This window comes from Actinacidiphila oryziradicis (assembly GCF_005047355.1).
In the GTDB taxonomy this organism is placed as follows: domain Bacteria; phylum Actinomycetota; class Actinomycetes; order Streptomycetales; family Streptomycetaceae; genus Actinacidiphila; species Actinacidiphila oryziradicis.
The window spans coordinates 27,903-43,236 of record NZ_SUMC01000018.1 but is presented as its reverse complement, the minus strand read 5'-3'; the positions used below and the strand labels follow the sequence as shown (position 1 = coordinate 43,236).

Here is a 15,334-nt window from a genome sequence, read left to right as displayed (position 1 = left end):
GTGGACTGCCCTCGCAATGATGGAATCGTGGCAGTCGACGATAATCAATCGATAAACAGCGGATCCGGGTGGTGTCCGCCGAAGGCGGCGGTCCGGTCAGCGGTGTCAGACCGCGATGGCGGAAGACGGCCCGTCGCCGATGAACCGACGGACTTCGTCGGTCTCCGGCGAGCCCAGGGCCGTGAAGACGCTGAGCGCGTCCTGCCAGCACGCCCGAGCACGCAGGGACTGCCCGATACCCGTCAGAGCGTGGCCCAGTACGGTCAGCGCGTTCGCCTTGCGCCACTCGCCACCGGTCTCGCTGATGATGACCACCGCCTGCTCCGCAAGAGACGCCGACTCGCGCCACCGGCCCGCCGCCAGGTGCACCTTGGCCAGCCGGTACAGCGTCATCCCCTCCCAGAAGCGCTGCCGCGCTTCGCGGAAGATGCCCAGCGCCTCGGTCAGGCAGGACTGTGCCTCGTCCAGACGGTCGGTGGCGGTCAGCGCTATACCCATGGCATACAGGCCGTTGCCGAGCCGGAAGCCGGCACCCAGGTCCCGGTAGATCGCCACCACCTGCTCGGTGGTGAGCACCGCGGCTGCCGTGTCACCCAGTTCCAGCTGGGGGCGGGACAGATTGCTGAGGGCGGCGGCCTCGCCGTGCTTGTTGCCGTCCGCACGGAATGCTTCGAGGGCCTCCGAGTGGAACTGCGCGCTCTCCCGGAACCGGTGCCCCTTGTGCGCGAATATCCCACGCAGGTTGGGCGCGTAGGCACAGGTCAGGGGGTCCTGCGCGGCCTGTCCGAGGGACAGTGCCCGTTGCGCCTCCGCCTCCGCCTCCGCGAACCGGCCCGAAATGTTCAGCAGCATCGCGAGGAACGTCCGGGCCCGGCCTTCGGCGAGCACGTGGCCGCAGTCGGTGGCCGCGGTCACGACGGCACGTGTGACACGTTCCGACTGGCGGGTGTAGATGCCGGATTCCATGAGGTCCTGCATCACCAGCAGCAGGTCCGCCGCATGATGCAGCGGCCCATCGCAGCCGCCGCTCGCGGCCTGCTGGACGGCCCCGAGCAGGCCGGGGGCCTCCGAGAACAGCCATTCCAGGGCCTTGTCGGAGCTGGCGAAAGACAGCCCCGACCGGCTGACCGGCGCCAGGTGGTCCAGCATGCGGTCGCCGGGATTCCCCAGCTCGTACACGGCCGACGCCGACGCCAGGTAGAAGTTGAGCAGCCGGGACAGCGCCGCGCAGCGTGACTCGGAAGTCTCGTGGCGCTCGGCGCAGTCTCGGGCGAAGAGCCGCAGGAGGTCGTGGAAGCGGTAGCGGGCGGGGGCGGCGGACTCTATGAGGCTGATGTCGACCAGCCCCTCGAGGAGCTCTTCGGCGTCGTACGGGTCCATGTCGAGGACGGCGGCGGCCGCGTAGAGGGAGATGTCGGGGCCGTCGGGGAGGGCGAGGAGGCGGAAGGCGCGGGCCTGGGCCGGGTCGAGGTGGCCGTAGCCGAGCTCGAAGGTTGCCTTGACGGCGAGGTCGCCCGCCTTGAGCTCGTCCAGGCGCCGTCGCTCGTCGGCGAGTTTGCCGGCCAGGAAGGAGACGGTCCAGGTGCGACGGGTGGCCAGGCGGGAGGCGGCGATACGGATGGCGAGCGGGAGAAACCCGCAGGCTGCGACGACATCGAGGGCGGCCTGGCGCTCGCTGGTGACGCGCTCCTCGCCGACGATCCTCGTGAAGAGCTGCAGGGCCTCCTCGGGGCTCATGACATCGAGGTCGACCAGATGGGCGCCCGCCAGGTCCACCATGCGGACCCGGCTCGTGATCAGCGCCGCGCAGCCGGGGGTGCCGGGCAGGAGGTGGCGGACCTGGGCGGCGTCGTAGGCGTTGTCGAGCAGGGCCAGGACGCGGCGTCCGGCGAGGGTGGAGCGGTAGAGGGCCGAGCGGTCGGCGAGGCTGTCCGGGATGGCGGAGTCGGCGACGCCGAGTGCGCGGAGGAAGGAGGCCAGCACCGTCTCCGGCTCGGCGGGGCGGGCGTCGGTGCCTTGCAGGTCGACGTACAACTGCCCGTCCGGGAAGGCGTCGCACGCCGCGTGGGCGACGTGTACGGCGAGCGTCGTCTTGCCGACGCCGCCGATGCCCGCGACGGCGGAGACGGACATGATGCCGCCGCTCACGCCGGCGCCGGGCGTGCGCTGTCGCCCGACCAGGCCGCGCTGGGTCCCCTGGGTGCCCGCGATGGCCGGGCGTGCCGGGGCCGGGGCCGGGCCGCCGTCCGCGGCGAGCGCCAGCTGTTCGCTCAGCTCGGTGGCGAAGGCGTCGCGGCCGGTGAAGTCGGGAACGGTCGCCGGGAGTTGGGCGGGGTGTACCGGCTCGGAAACGGACTCGGTCTGCGGGGCGGGCGGGATCAGCAGGTCCGGGTCGACTTCGAGGATGCGCTGGTGGAGGTCGCGCAGCTCGGCGCCGGGGTCGACGCCGAGCTCCTCGCCGAGGAGGCGGCGGGTGTCGGCGTAGACCCCGAGGGCTTCGGCCTGGCGTCCGCTGCGGTAGAGAGCGAGCATCAGCAGCGCCCGCAGCCGTTCCCGCAGCGGGTGTTCGGCGGACAGGGCGGTCAGTTCCGACACCGCCTCCGCGTGGCAGCCGACCTGCAGGTCCAGATCGAGGCGGGTCTCGGCGAGCTGGACCCGCCATTCGGCGAGCCAGGTGCGCTGGGTCTCCGCGTAGGGGCCCGGCAGCCCGGCGAGCGGCTCGCCGTCCCACAGCGCCAGGGCCCGGACCAGGTTGGCGCGGGCCTTGTTGAGGTCGGCGGCGCCCCTGGCCTGCTCGGCCTCGGCGGTGTACTGCTCGGCCAGCGCGAGGTCGAACCCGGGTCCGGGGTGGAGGGCGTAGCCACCGTCCACCGTGGTCAGGGAGTCGGCGCCGAGTGCCTTGCGCAGCCGGAAGGCGTACGAGCGCAGCGCGGCCAGCGCGGTGGCGGGCGGGTCGTCGCCCCATACCGCGCTGAGGAGCTCTGAGGGGGTGGCGGGACGGCCGCGCCGCAGCAGCAGCGCTGCCAGCAGGGCGCGTTGCTGCGGGGAGCCAGGCGGGATCGGCTGATCGTCGCGCCATGCCCTTACCGGGCCGAGAACTGCGAATCGCAGTCCGGGCTCCGTTCCGCTGGTCATCTCCTGCCCCCTGTGTGGTGCCGGTGATCGCGACTGGTGGCGTATCCGGCGCCGTATATCGATCGTTCATCGCGAACCGGAAGAGTGTCCGCATGGCGGTCGTGCCGGCCGGTCCGGCATTACCGCCTGTGCCAGTTTGCATTGTCAACCGTTCCGGGTCATCAGTAGGGGGCCTTCGGGGGGCGCTGCACCGATTGTTGTCGGGAATTTGAGGTTCCATCTGTGCTGCCGCGGGGGCTGTGCTGTGTTGATCGATCCAGTTCGATTCGTGCCCGGAAGGGAGTGAGGGGCCGCTCATGTGCTCACTGTGCGCGCCGCAGGCCGTGACCGACGACGAAAACGGCCCCGGCGGCTCGCCGGTGAGTGTGCGCCGGCTCCCCGGGCCGATGCTCCGCCGGCGGGCCGCCCGGCAGCCCACCGGGATGCCGTACCCGGGGTGCTCCGAGTACCACCCGACGTGCAGCTACGCCGACCTCGACCTGCGCGCCCGCGCGGTCGCCGCCCGGCTCGGGGTCCTGCTGCCGCCCGGCAGCCGGGTCATGCTCGCCTACCCGCCCGGCACCGATCTGGCCGGGGCCCTGTACGGGTGCCTCTACGCCGGTATGACCGCGGTGCCGTTCGTGCCCCTCGGCCCGGCGGGTGCCGACCCGTCCGGTGGTGCGGTTGCCGTCAAGCACGCCGCCGAGCGAACCAACGTCCACGCGGTGCTCACCGGCGGCGATTCCTTGAAGTCGCTGGGCCTCGACCGCCGCCGCACCCCGGTCGTCGAGGCCGACGGGCGCCGGGTCGGCGGCGACCCGCTCTGGCGGCTCGCCGAGTCCTGGCAGCCGGTCGGCGTGCTCCGTACGGCTGACGCCTATCAGCGGTACGTCCCCGACGGCACCCTCGACGGCCGCCTCGAGCCCCCGATCCGCCATGGCGACCTCGGTGTCGTGCTGGCTGAACTCGCCCACGCGGCGCGGCTGGGCACGTCGCAGGAGAGCGTGGGCTGGATCGCCGCCGTCCACGGCATCGAGGAGGCGGTCTGGCGGATCCTGCTGCCGGTGCATTGCTGACGCATCGTCAGATTAGCGCTAGCGTGGTCTCCATGGACGCTGACGCCATAGAGACCACCTTTCCCAGGATCATCTCGGTGGACGACCACACGGTCGAGCCCCCCAATGTCTGGCGGGACCGGCTCCCGTCGAAGTACCACGACACCGCCCCCCGCATCGTCCGCGCCCCCCTGGAGTCGATCAGCTACGTCGGCGGCCGGTTCGCGCCCCGCATGGGCGCCCCCGGCGACGGCGGCCCGCTCGCCGACTGGTGGGTCTACGAGGAGCTGCGCCGCCCCCTCACCCGGCTCGACACCGCCGTCGGCTACAGCAGGGACGAGGTGCGGCTGGAGGCCATCACCTACGAGCAGATGCGGCCCGGCTCGTACTCCGTACCGGAGCGGCTGGCCGACATGGACGTCAACCACGTCCAGTCCTCCCTCTGCTTCCCCTCCTTCCCCCGCTTCTGCGGCCAGACCTTCACCGAGGCCAAGGACCACGACCTGGGCCTGCTCTGCCTCCGCGCCTACAACGACTGGATGGTCGAGGAATGGTGCGGCCCCGCCGCGCAGGGGCGGCTCATACCCCTCACCCTCATCCCGCTCTGGGACGCGCGGCTCGCGGCCGCGGAAGTACACCGCAGCGCCGCACGCGGCGTGCGCGCCGTCTGCTTCAGCGAGATCCCCCCGAATCTGGGCCTGCCGTCCATCCACTCCGACGACTGGGACCCCTTCCTCCGCGCCTGCGAGGAGACCGGCACCGTCATCGCCATGCATATCGGCTCCTCCTCCCGCATGCCCTCCACCTCGGCCGACGCCCCGGCGGCCGTCGGTTCCACCATCACCTTCGCCAACTGCTGCTTCTCGATGGTCGACTGGCTGATGTCCGGCAAGTTCGACCGCTTCCCCGGGCTCAAGATCATGTACGCCGAGGGCCAGATCGGCTGGATCCCCTACATCCTGGAGCGCGCCGACGTGGTCTGGGAGGAGAACCGCGGCTGGGGCGGCGTCGCCGACAAGGTCCTCCGGCCCCCCTCCGAGCTCTTCAGTGAGCACGTCTACGGCTGCTTCTTCGACGACGCCTTCGGGCTGCGGAACCTCGACGCCATCGGGGCCGGGAACGTCCTCTACGAGACCGACTACCCCCACTCCGACTCCACCTGGCCCAAGTCCCGCGAGGTCGGCGAGGCCCAGATGGCGCACCTTTCGCCCGACGTCGTCGAGCGCATCGTCCGCACGAACGCGATCGAGTTGCTGGGGCTCACGGCTGACGGGCTGTTTGCCCGCCCGTAGCGCCTGCCCGTTGCTCGGCGCCGTAAGAGGCCGCGCGAATAGGTGGGGCGGCGTCGCGTGCCGATGGGCGGCGCCTGGAAGTGTTGCCGTCGGTGTCGGTCGACGACTCTCCCCCAGACTCCGTCCGGGAGGTGCCCCCACCAAGCTCTCGGCTCCGCTCGAGCAGGGGGCACCCCCATCGCGTCGCCTCCTCCCCCAGCTACCGCTGGGAGGTGCCCCCACCTCCGCCTTGCCAGACTTGCCCCTCGCCCCGCTCCTTCCTCCACCCCACCTATTCGCGCGGCCTCTAAGGCGCCCACGTGTGCGGGTGGGTCGGGGTGGGCCCTAGCGGGCGGCGCTGCGGTCGATTTGCGGCTGCCGCCGCGTGGTCGTCCGCCTTCCTCGCCAGCTCGGAACTGGGCGGACTGCGTCGCTTTAGTGCCCGTACGGGCCCGCCCCGCCCCACCCCCGCCGAGCGCAGGGCAGGGTAGGGCAGGGCAGGGCAGGGTGGCTGACGCCCAGCTCGACGAGACCGTCGCCGCCATGGACCTGACCCTGGACCCGGCCCACCGCGCCCTCCTCGACGCCGCGGCCTGACCCGGCGCGCTAGGCCTTTCCGGCCGCTGCAGCTGATATGCCTCCCCCAGCTATCTTCTCCAACCTCCGGCCGGGGGTGCCCCCAGAGGTGCCCCCAGCGCGGCGGGCCGCTCGTTCTTCCACGGAGATCAGCCGGACAGGCCCTACTTCACGAACGCGTTGGCCACCACCACGAACACCCCGACCAGCGCGTCCCCGGCACCAATGACCAGCGCGGATCCCCATCTCCGCCCCGCCGAGAGGGCGGTGAACAGGCCCCAGCCCATCAGCTGCACGATGTTGACGGCGAAGGCGACGGATTTGATGCCCCCGGACGGCCACCAGCCCCATCCGGCGCCCGCGAACAGCCCTACGGTGGGCAGCGTGGCCAGCACCAGGGGCCACTCGGTCAGCATCACCCGCAGTGCGGTGCGGCCGTGCCCGTGGCCGCTCTGCTCTTCCCCGCGTTCGGCGATGACGCGGGCGTAGCCATGCGCGACGGCGGAGACGGTCGCGGTGATGAGCAGCCAGGCGGCGTCGTACAGCCGGTCGGACCGCGCCGTCTCGCCGTGCTGCGTGAGCGCCGCCGCCATCGAGCTGGCCAGGACGGCGCCGTAGACGCCGCCGAAGACGGTGTTGGGCCGTGCGGGCCGCCGGAGCAGGCGGCCGAGTCCGGCGCGGAGCGTTTGTGCGTGCATGGGTGTGGTGCTTCCCTCGTATGCCGGACGTTGGTGAACGGCTCACCTGACGAAACGAGCGAGAGCAGGAAAGGATCTGAGCATGTTGATCAGAGCTGCCGCACTGGCCGAAGCGGAATTACTGACCGAGCTCGCAATGCGTTCCAAAGCCCACTGGGGGTACGACGAGACATTCATGGCCGCCTGCCGGGACGAGCTGACCATGCTGCCGCACGAGCTCGAGCCCTGCCGCACCACAGTGGCGGAGCGAAGCGGCAGCATCCTGGGCTTCGTCACCCTGGAAGGCAGCCCGCCCGAGGGGATCCTGGGCATGATGTTCGTCGAACCCGACGCCATCGGCCGGGGCGTCGGCCGCCGCCTGTTCGAACACGCCGTGGCCACCGCCCGGGAGCTCGGCTTTGAACGCTTCACCATCGATGCCGACCCGAACGCCGAACCGTTCTACCTGGCGATGGGGGCCGTCCGAATCGGAACAGCCCCCTCCGGTGCCATCCCGGGGCGGATGCTTCCACGGCTGGCGGTGACGATCCCGGATCAGGCAGCGCGAAGAGCGTCGTGAACAGCCGCTCGTTCGTCCTGAGCCGCTGGGTCACGCGGACGCGCGTCAGCTGATCGGGAAGAGCGCCGTGTCGATCGTCAGCTCGAACGGTTCGGGCAGCCGGATCTCCTCGCCGTATACGACGGTGCAGAGCAGCCGGTACGTACCGGCTTCCGGCTGCCCGTAGAGGGAGGCCGTGGGGCTGCTGGAGTGCCAGGCGTCCAGCAGCAGATACAGCGGCACCCCGGCGTGGGCGTAGCCGCGCAGCTTCGCGACCCGGTCCTGGGCAGCATTGCCCTTCGAGGTGACCTCCACGACCAGTCGGGCTTCGCCGGCCGGTACTCGGTTGTTCGGGGCCTTGAGGGCTGTCTTGGGGATGACCGCGAGATCCGGGATGTACAGCCCGCTGCGTCCGGGGACGGATACTCCCTGTGTCTGGTAGATACCCCAGTCCCTGGGGATGACGGTGTACAGCAGACGCTGCAGCTCATCAATCGTGTCGTTGTGGTCGCTGGCTGGCGGCGGAGCCATGGTGACGATCCCCTCGATGACCTCCACCTTCCAGCCCTCGGGCCCGTCCGTCTCTTCCCAGATCCGGACGAGCTCGTCCCAGTCGTAGCCGTGGCCGTTGTCCGGCTCGTGGTCGACGGTGAGCGCGCTCATGGGTGGTCTCCTTGCTCGGTACGTCACCGATCCCAGCATGCCGAACGAGACCGCCGCAGGTCCACCGATGCCGTTCGTCCGGACGAGGGAACCGTCAGCCCGTCTTGACGACCGGGTTGTACAGGTCGAACCACACCGCCAGGTCCAGGGCCCGCTCCAGCAGATGCCGCTGCCGGGAGGTGATGCTGTCCAGACCGGCCGAGGCCGCGGCGGTGAGCCGTTCGCGGTGGCAGAGCTCCAGGGCGGGGTGGCCGTCGGCGAGGAGGTCACGGGCCTGGGACTGGACGGCGCCGATGTAGCGGGGGTCGAAGCTGGCGGGGTAGCCGCTCTTCTTGCGCTCGGCGACGGAGTGGGGGAGGAGGTCGCGGGTGGCGGCGCGGAGGATGCTCTTCTCGCGGCCGTCGAAGGTCTTGAGGGACCAGGGGGTGTTGAAGACGTATTGCACCAGCCGGTGGTCGCAGAAGGGCACCCGCACTTCCAGGCCGACGGCCATGCTCATCCGGTCCTTGCGGTCGAGGAGGGCTTGCACCATGCGGGTGAGGTGCAGATAGCAGATCTGCCGCATGCGCTTCTCCAGCCCGCTCTCGCCGTCCTTCAAGGGGGTCTCGGCGAGGGCCGACAGGTAGCTCTCGTGCAGATGGGCGTCCAGGTCGAGCCGGGCGGCGAGGTCGTCCGGGAGGATCTCCCGGAAGCCGTTGGCCAGGCTCTCCCCGGCGAGCCAGGGGAAGGTGTCGGCCTGGAGGGCCCGCTCGTCGTGGAACCAGGGGTAGCCGCCGAAGACCTCGTCGGCGGATTCCCCGGACAGGGCCACGGTGGACTCCTCGCGGATCGCGGCGAAGAGCAGATAGAGGGAGTGGTCCCGGTCCCCGGCGCCGGTGGGCATGTCGCGGGCGGCGATCACCTTGCGTCGCAGCGCCGGGTCGGCCATCGCGGAGCCGTCGAGCACGATGTCGCGGTGTTCGCAGACGATGTGCTCGGCCATGGCGTGGACGTAGGGCGTGTCCTGGGTCGGGCTGATGTCCTCGGGCCGGAAGTTCTCGGACTGCTGGGCGAAGTCGACCGCGAAGGTCCGTACGGTTTCGCCCTGGGCGGACAGCTGCCGGGCCGCGATCGCGGTCATCGCGGAGGAGTCCAGTCCGCCGGACAGGAGGGTGCAGCGCGGCACGTCGGCCACCATCTGGCGGGCGACGATGTCATCGAGCAGTTCGCGTACGTGGGCGACGGTGGCCGCCTGGTCGTCGGTGTGCTCGGTGGCCTCCAGTCGCCAGTAGGCGTGCTCCCGCAGACCGCCGGCGTCGAGGACGGCCAAGTGCCCGGGGCGCAGTTCGCGCATGCCGTCCCAGACGGCCGCGCCGGGGGTCTTGGCGAAGGTGAAGATCTCCCGCAGGCCGTCGGGGCCGACGACGGGGGCGGCGAGCGGATTGGCGAGGATCGCCTTGGGCTCGGAGCCGAAGAGGATGCCGTCGTCGGTCTCGTAGTAGTAGAAGGGCTTGATGCCCATCCGGTCCCGGATCATGACCAGCTTCTGGGTACGGGTGTCCCAGATGGCGAATGCATACATTCCGTTGAGCCGGTCGGCCAGGCCCTCGCCCCATTCCAGGTAGCCGCGCAGCACGACCTCGGTGTCGGAGTCCGTGCCGAAACGGTGGCCTCGGCCGCGCAGCTCGGCCCGCAGTTCGGTGTAGTTGTAGGCCTCGCCGGAGTACACCATCGCGACGGTGCCGTCGGGGGTCTCCGCCGTCATCGGCTGGCTGCCGCCCGGCAGGTCGATCACCGCGAGCCGACGGTGCCCGAGGGCCGCGTGGTGATCGGTCCAGGTGGCATGGGCATCGGGGCCACGGCAGGCCATGGTCCGGGTCATCGCCTCGAGGGCGGGGGAGTGGGTGGTGAGGTCCCTGCGGTAGGACACCCATCCGGTGATGCCGCACATAGTGATCAGCTCCTCTGAAGTGGGGGTTCAAGGTGCCTAAGGCAACTATCTATCGATGTGCTACAGGGGGCCACTGGAGGCGGTCGGTCGTGAAGGTGTTGTTTCTCACATGTAAATTTATGTTAATGGCTCATTTCCGATTCGCCGCGGCGACGCTCTTTCGTGGCGGGTGGCGACCGGTGCCACGAAGGGGTCCGGGCGGCTTGGCGCCGGCCCGGGACGGAACCGGCGGGCATACCCCTTGTCTGACGGTCTGTCAGGTATGACGATGGCGGCATGACCGCCTACGGGATCCAGCTGCCGGTCCAGTCACTCAGCACCCTCTTCGCGGAGCCGTGGGAAGCCTCGGCGACCCCCGCAGACCTGCTCGCCGTCGCCCGCGCGGCGGACCGCCTCGGCTTTGACTACATCGCCTGCTGCGACCACGTCGCGATCCCGCGCAGGCTCGCCGCCGCGATGGGCACCACCTGGTACGACCCGGTGGCGACGCTCGCCTACCTCGCCGCGGCGACCGTGAACGTACGCCTGCTGAGCCATGTGGCCGTGGCCGGGCTGCGGCACCCCCTGGCGACGGCCAAGCAGTACGCGACGCTGGACCACCTCTCCGGCGGACGGCTGATCCTCGGGGTCGGGGCGGGTCACGTACCGGAGGAGTTCCAGGCGCTGGGGGCGGACTTCGAAAGGAGAGGGGCGGTGCTGGATGAGGTGATCGACGCACTCAGGGCGGCCTTCGCCGATGAGTTCCCCTCCCACGAGGGCGAGTTCTTCGCGTTCAGGGACCTGGGGCAGCGGCCCCGCCCCGCGCAGCCGGCCCCGCCCGTATGGGTCGGCGGCTCGTCCCCGGCGGCGGTGCGGCGGGCGGCCTTGAAGGGGGACGGGTGGTTGCCGCAGGGCGACCCGAGGCATCGGTTGCCGGGGCAGATCGCGCGGCTGCGGGAGCTCAGGGAGCTGCGCGGGGAGGTGCGGCCCCTCACGATCGGGGCGATCGCGGAGCCGCTGTATGTCGGGGAGCCCGACTGGGACACCGGCCGCCGGACGCTGCGCGGTAAGGCGGAAAGGCTCGCGGAATCGCTGCGTGCCTATGGCGCGATGGGGGTGGACCAGATCCAGGTGCGGTTCCGGAGCCGGAGCAGGGATGAGCTGACGGACCAGATGGAGGCGTTCGCCGATGGGGTGGCGCCGTACCTCACCGAGTAGGGGAGAGCCATGGGCAAGCTGGACGGCCGGGTTGTGCTGATCACCGGCGCGGCGCGCGGCCAGGGTGAGCAGGAGGCGCGGCTGTTCGCCGCGGAGGGTGCGGGAGTCGTCCTGGCGGATGTGCTGGACGAGCGGGGCGCGGCGGTCGCGGAGGAGGTGGGCGGCCGGTACGTCCACCTGGACGTGAGCCGGGAGGCGGACTGGGCTGCGGCGCTCACCGCCGCCACCGAGGCCTTCGGGCGGCTCGACGGTCTCGTCAACAACGCCGGGATCCTGCGTTTCAATGAGCTGGCCCGCACGCCCCTGGAGGAGTACGAGGAGGTCGTGCGGGTCAACCAGACCGGTGCGTTCCTCGGGATGCGTACCGTCGTCCCGGCCCTGGAGGCGGCCGGCGGGGGCACGATCGTGAACACCGCGTCATATGCCGCGCTGAGCGGCATGACTCTGCTCACCTCGTACGCGGCGACGAAGGCCGCGGTCGTCGGCATGACCCGGGTCGCGGCGCTGGAGCTGGCGCCGAAGGGCATCCGGGTCAACGCGATGTGCCCGGGAGCCATCGATACCCCCATGACCAACCCCGCCGAGGCCGGACCGAGCGAGTCGCTGGACGCGTTCTACGCCAAGCTCGTGCCGCTCGGCCGGATCGGGCGGCCGGAGGAGGTCGCGCGGCTGGCGCTGTTCCTGACGAGTGAGGACTCCTCGTACATCACAGGGCAGCCGTTCGTCATTGACGGGGGCTGGCTGGCCGGGGTGCAGGTGGTCTAGAGTCTCATATCTGACGATGCGTCAGATAGAAGGAAGCCGGGAAGAAGCCAGGGAAGGTGAACGCCCGTGGAATTCGGGATCTTCGTACAGGGATACGTGCCCGCCAGCCGGGCCAGGACCGATCCGCAGGCCGAGCACCACGCGTTGATGGAGGAGACGGAGTACGTCATCCAGGCCGACCGGTCGGGCTTCAAGTACGCCTGGGCCAGCGAGCACCACTTCCTGGAGGAGTACTCGCACCTCTCCGCCAACGACGTCTACCTCGGCTACCTGACCCACGCCACCGAACGCATCCACCTCGGCTCCGGGATCTTCAACCCGCTCCCGCAGGTCAACCACCCCGTCAAGGTCGCCGAGCGCGTCGCCATGCTCGACCACCTCTCCTCCGGCCGCTTCGAATTCGGCACCGGGCGCGGCGCCGGCAGCCACGAGATCCTCGGCTTCCTGCCCGGCATCAGCGACATGAACGACACCAAGGAGATCTGGGAAGAGACCATCGCCGAATTCCCCAAGATGTGGCTCCAGGACACCTACGAAGGCTTCCAGGGCAAGCACTGGTCCCTGCCGCCGCGCAAGATCCTCCCGAAGCCGTACGGGAAGTCCCACCCGGCCATGTGGTACGCCGCCGGGTCGCCGTCCTCGTACGCCATGGCGGCCAAGAAGGGGCTCGGGGTGCTCGGCTTCAGCGTGCAGAAGGTCTCCGACATGGAATGGGTCGTCGACTCGTACAAGACAGCGGTACGGGACGCCGAGCCGATCGGTGACTACGTCAACGACAACGTGATGGTGACCTCGACCGCGATCTGCGCCGAGACGGGCAAGAAGGCACGGCAGATCGCGGCGAGCTCCAACCTCAACTACCTGCAGTCGCTGCTCTTCCGCTACCACGACACGTTCCCTCGTCCCGAGGGGATCCCGCAGTGGCCCGAACTGCTCCCCGACTACAACGAGGAGATCATCGAGTTCCTCATCGCCGAGGAACTCATGATCTGCGGCGACCCGGACGAAGTGCTCGCCCAGTGCAAGCGCTGGGAGGCGGCCGGTGCCGACCAGCTCTCCTTCGGGCTGCCGGTCGGTGTCCCCTACGAGGACACGCTCCGCACGATCCGCCTCATCGGCGAGCACGTCATCCCCGAGATCGACACCGACCCCGTCCACCGCACCACCCGCTTCCGCGCGGCAGCGGGGGCATAACGGCGCGCCGGCGCTCCCTGGCTGGGCGGCGCCTTCCCGGACCGTCGCCCTGGCCCCCGGCCGGGACGGGGCCTCACCCGGCAGCGGCCTGCCGGCACGCCCCGGCCGGGGGCCGTACCCGACCGCCTGCGGCGCTTTCCCCTCCCCGCCCCTTCCCGACCGCGTCCGACTGCGGCCGGCGCCGCGTGGGGGGCTCCGCCCCAGACTCGCTCCCTACGCCCTGGGCGGGCGTGGGAGGGACCCGCCCCTACGCCCTGCGGGCGTGGGGGGACCCGCCCCCTACGCCCTGGCGGGCGTGGGAGGGACCCCCAAGGTCCTCAAACGCCGGACGGGCTGGAATTACCCACGTTGTGGGCAGGCGTTCCGCAGGGCCGAGCGAAGCGAGATGGGGGCACCTCCCAGGTAGCTGGGGGAGGGCGGGCACAACCCGACCACCGGCCCGCACATGCACACCGGGGCCCGGGCAGAGCCACCGGCACCCCCGCACACCACCCCCTCGGAGAGGAAACCGCGACATGCTCGACCACCTGATCAAGGGCGCGACCGTGGTGGACGGCACCGGCGCGCCCCCGTACACCGCCGACGTCGGCCTACGGGACGGCCTGATCGCCGCCATCACCCAGCAGCCCGGCGCGGCCGGCACCGCGAAGACCACACAGGACGCGACCGGGCTGATCCTCACCCCCGGATTCGTGGACCCGCACACGCACTACGACGCCCAGCTGTTCTGGGACCCCTTCGCGACCCCGTCCATGAACCACGGAGTGACGACCGTCGCGGGCGGCAACTGCGGCTTCACCCTGGCACCGTTGAACCCCGCCCGCCCCAAGGACGCCGACTACACCCGCCGGATGATGTCGAAGGTCGAGGGGATGTCCCTCAAGGCCCTCGAAGACGGCGTGGACTGGAGCTGGACATCGTTCGCCGAGTACCTCGACGCCCTCGAGGGCCGGATCGCGGTCAACGCGGGCTTCATGGTGGGCCACTGCGCGCTGCGCCGCCACGTCATGGGCCCGGACGCGGTCGGCGGGCAGCCGAGCCCCGCCCAACTCGACCAGATGCTGGCCCTCTTCCACGAGTCGATGGCGGCCGGCGGCTGGGGCCTGTCGACGACGCAGTCCTCCACCCACTCCGACGGCGACGGCAAGCCCGTGGCGTCCCGGCACGCCCGCCCCGGCGAACTGCTGGCCCTGTCCCGGGCGGTCGGCGAGCACGAGGGCACCCAGATAGAAGCGATCACGGCGGGCTGCCTCGACCAGTTCGCCGACGCCGAGATCGACCTCCTCGTAGGCATGACGACCGCCGCCCGCCGGCCCCTCAACTGGAACGTCCTGACCATCGACGCCGCCGTCCCGCAGCGCGTCCCGCGCCAACTCGCCGCCTCCGAGCGGGCCCGCGCCGAGGGAGGCAGGATCGTCGCGCTGACGATGCCGATCCTGACCCCCATGAACATGTCGCTCGGCACCTTCTGCGCGCTGAACCTCATCCCCGGCTGGGGCGACATCCTCGCCCTCCCCGTCCCCGACCGCATCGCGAAGCTCCGCGACCCGGCCGTGCGGGCGGAGATGCTGCGCCGCGCGAACAGCCCGGAGGCAGGAGTCTTCCGGCGCCTCGCCGACTTCGGCCGATACGTCATCGGGGACACGTACTCCCAGGTCAACAACGGCCTGAGCGGCCGCGTCGTACGGGACATCGCCGCCGAGCGCGGCCAGGAGCCCTTCCACACCCTCACCGAGATCTGCGCCAACGACAACCTCCGCACGATCCTCTGGCCGATGCCGTCCGACAACGACCCGGACAGCTGGGAACTGCGCCGCCGCACCTGGGAACACGAGGATGTGCTGCTCGGCGGCTCCGACGCGGGTGCCCATCTGGACCGGATGTGCGGCGCGCCGTACACGACCCGGTTCCTGGGCGACTGCCTGCGCGGCCGGAAACTGGTCCCGCTGGAGCGCGCGGTACGGATGCTGACGGACGACCCGGCGCGGCTGTTCGGGCTGCGCGGCCGGGGCCGGCTCACGGAGGGGTACCACGCGGACCTGGTGCTGTTCGACCCCGAGCGGATAGCGGCGGGGACAGCGACGCTGGTCCACGACCTGCCCGGGGACAGCCCGCGTTTGGATTCGCGGGCACAGGGAATCCATAGCGTCAGGGTCAACGGCGTCGAAACCATTCGCGACGACAAGGTCACTGGCGCGATCCCCGGCACCGTACTGCGGTCCGGCCGGCACACCCGCACCGTGTCCACTGCCGGAGGGTGATGAGGTCGCAACCGAACCTTTATTGATCAGAAACCACACTTCGCCGCAGAACCGCTATCTTCGGGCCGCATG

Annotated in this window: 11 protein-coding genes; 7 read left to right on the top strand and 4 right to left on the bottom strand. The window is 70.7% G+C overall.

All coding sequences use genetic code 11. From position 1 onward, the window contains the following. Positions 1 to 105 precede the first annotated feature (105 nt). On the bottom strand, positions 106 to 3,135 hold the full coding sequence (locus FCI23_RS19695; RefSeq protein ID WP_136725234.1) for an AfsR/SARP family transcriptional regulator: 3,030 nt from the start codon (positions 3,133 to 3,135) through the stop codon (positions 106 to 108). Between the two features lie 323 nt (positions 3,136 to 3,458). Between FCI23_RS19695 and FCI23_RS19690 the strand changes: the two genes are divergently transcribed. Then, positions 3,459 to 4,190 carry an AMP-binding protein gene (locus tag FCI23_RS19690; protein ID WP_246143841.1) on the top strand — a complete coding sequence of 244 codons (732 nt, stop codon included), beginning with the start codon at positions 3,459 to 3,461 and terminating at the stop codon, positions 4,188 to 4,190. Positions 4,191 to 4,222: 32 nt separating this feature from the next. Continuing rightward, complete coding sequence (locus tag FCI23_RS19685; protein ID WP_136725233.1) at positions 4,223 to 5,461, top strand: amidohydrolase family protein; 1,239 nt, start codon at positions 4,223 to 4,225, stop codon at positions 5,459 to 5,461. A 719-nt stretch (positions 5,462 to 6,180) separates the two neighbouring features. On the opposite strand, the gene FCI23_RS19680 is transcribed toward FCI23_RS19685, so the two are convergent. Further along, on the bottom strand, positions 6,181 to 6,714 hold the full coding sequence (locus FCI23_RS19680) for a hypothetical protein (RefSeq protein WP_136725232.1): 534 nt from the start codon (positions 6,712 to 6,714) through the stop codon (positions 6,181 to 6,183). Between the two features lie 82 nt (positions 6,715 to 6,796). Here FCI23_RS19680 and FCI23_RS19675 point away from each other — a divergent pair, with 82 nt between their 5' ends. Then, a complete protein-coding gene (locus FCI23_RS19675; protein WP_136725231.1) occupies positions 6,797 to 7,273 on the top strand; it encodes a GNAT family N-acetyltransferase in 477 nt (158 codons plus the stop codon). A gap of 45 nt (positions 7,274 to 7,318) precedes the next feature. Here FCI23_RS19675 and FCI23_RS19670 read toward each other — a convergent pair whose 3' ends face one another. Next, on the bottom strand, positions 7,319 to 7,915 hold the full coding sequence (locus tag FCI23_RS19670; RefSeq protein WP_136725230.1) for a Uma2 family endonuclease: 597 nt from the start codon (positions 7,913 to 7,915) through the stop codon (positions 7,319 to 7,321). A 94-nt stretch (positions 7,916 to 8,009) separates the two neighbouring features. Further along, positions 8,010 to 9,845 carry an asparagine synthase (glutamine-hydrolyzing) gene (gene asnB, locus FCI23_RS19665; protein ID WP_136725229.1) on the bottom strand — a complete coding sequence of 612 codons (1,836 nt, stop codon included), beginning with the start codon at positions 9,843 to 9,845 and terminating at the stop codon, positions 8,010 to 8,012. Between the two features lie 276 nt (positions 9,846 to 10,121). Between asnB and FCI23_RS19660 the strand changes: the two genes are divergently transcribed. The 4 genes from FCI23_RS19660 to FCI23_RS19645 all read left to right on the top strand — a co-directional run bounded on the left by FCI23_RS19660 (position 10,122) and on the right by FCI23_RS19645 (position 15,262). Further along, complete coding sequence (locus FCI23_RS19660) at positions 10,122 to 11,042, top strand: TIGR03619 family F420-dependent LLM class oxidoreductase (protein WP_136725228.1); 921 nt, start codon at positions 10,122 to 10,124, stop codon at positions 11,040 to 11,042. 9 nt (positions 11,043 to 11,051) lie between these two features. Beyond that, positions 11,052 to 11,807, top strand: a complete 756-nt coding sequence (locus tag FCI23_RS19655) for an SDR family NAD(P)-dependent oxidoreductase (RefSeq protein ID WP_136725227.1) — start codon at positions 11,052 to 11,054, stop codon at positions 11,805 to 11,807. A gap of 66 nt (positions 11,808 to 11,873) precedes the next feature. Beyond that, positions 11,874 to 13,001: an LLM class flavin-dependent oxidoreductase gene (locus tag FCI23_RS19650; protein WP_136725226.1), complete on the top strand. Its 1,128-nt coding sequence runs from the start codon at positions 11,874 to 11,876 to the stop codon at positions 12,999 to 13,001. A gap of 515 nt (positions 13,002 to 13,516) precedes the next feature. Beyond that, complete coding sequence (locus FCI23_RS19645) at positions 13,517 to 15,262, top strand: N-acyl-D-amino-acid deacylase family protein (protein WP_136725225.1); 1,746 nt, start codon at positions 13,517 to 13,519, stop codon at positions 15,260 to 15,262. Positions 15,263 to 15,334: the final 72 nt, after the last annotated feature.

Bases quoted from the DNA above. Each gene is read 5' to 3' on its own strand.
- FCI23_RS19695 (WP_136725234.1), bottom strand. From the start codon at position 3,135: ATGACCAGCGGAACGGAGCCCGGACTGCGATTCGCAGTTCTCGGCCCG.
- FCI23_RS19685 (WP_136725233.1), top strand. From the start codon at position 4,223: ATGGACGCTGACGCCATAGAGACCACCTTTCCCAGGATCATCTCGGTG.
- FCI23_RS19680 (WP_136725232.1), bottom strand. From the start codon at position 6,714: ATGCACGCACAAACGCTCCGCGCCGGACTCGGCCGCCTGCTCCGGCGG.
- FCI23_RS19675 (WP_136725231.1), top strand. From the start codon at position 6,797: ATGTTGATCAGAGCTGCCGCACTGGCCGAAGCGGAATTACTGACCGAG.
- FCI23_RS19670 (WP_136725230.1), bottom strand. From the start codon at position 7,915: ATGAGCGCGCTCACCGTCGACCACGAGCCGGACAACGGCCACGGCTAC.
- asnB (WP_136725229.1), bottom strand. From the start codon at position 9,845: ATGTGCGGCATCACCGGATGGGTGTCCTACCGCAGGGACCTCACCACC.
- FCI23_RS19660 (WP_136725228.1), top strand. From the start codon at position 10,122: ATGACCGCCTACGGGATCCAGCTGCCGGTCCAGTCACTCAGCACCCTC.
- FCI23_RS19655 (WP_136725227.1), top strand. From the start codon at position 11,052: ATGGGCAAGCTGGACGGCCGGGTTGTGCTGATCACCGGCGCGGCGCGC.
- FCI23_RS19645 (WP_136725225.1), top strand. From the start codon at position 13,517: ATGCTCGACCACCTGATCAAGGGCGCGACCGTGGTGGACGGCACCGGC.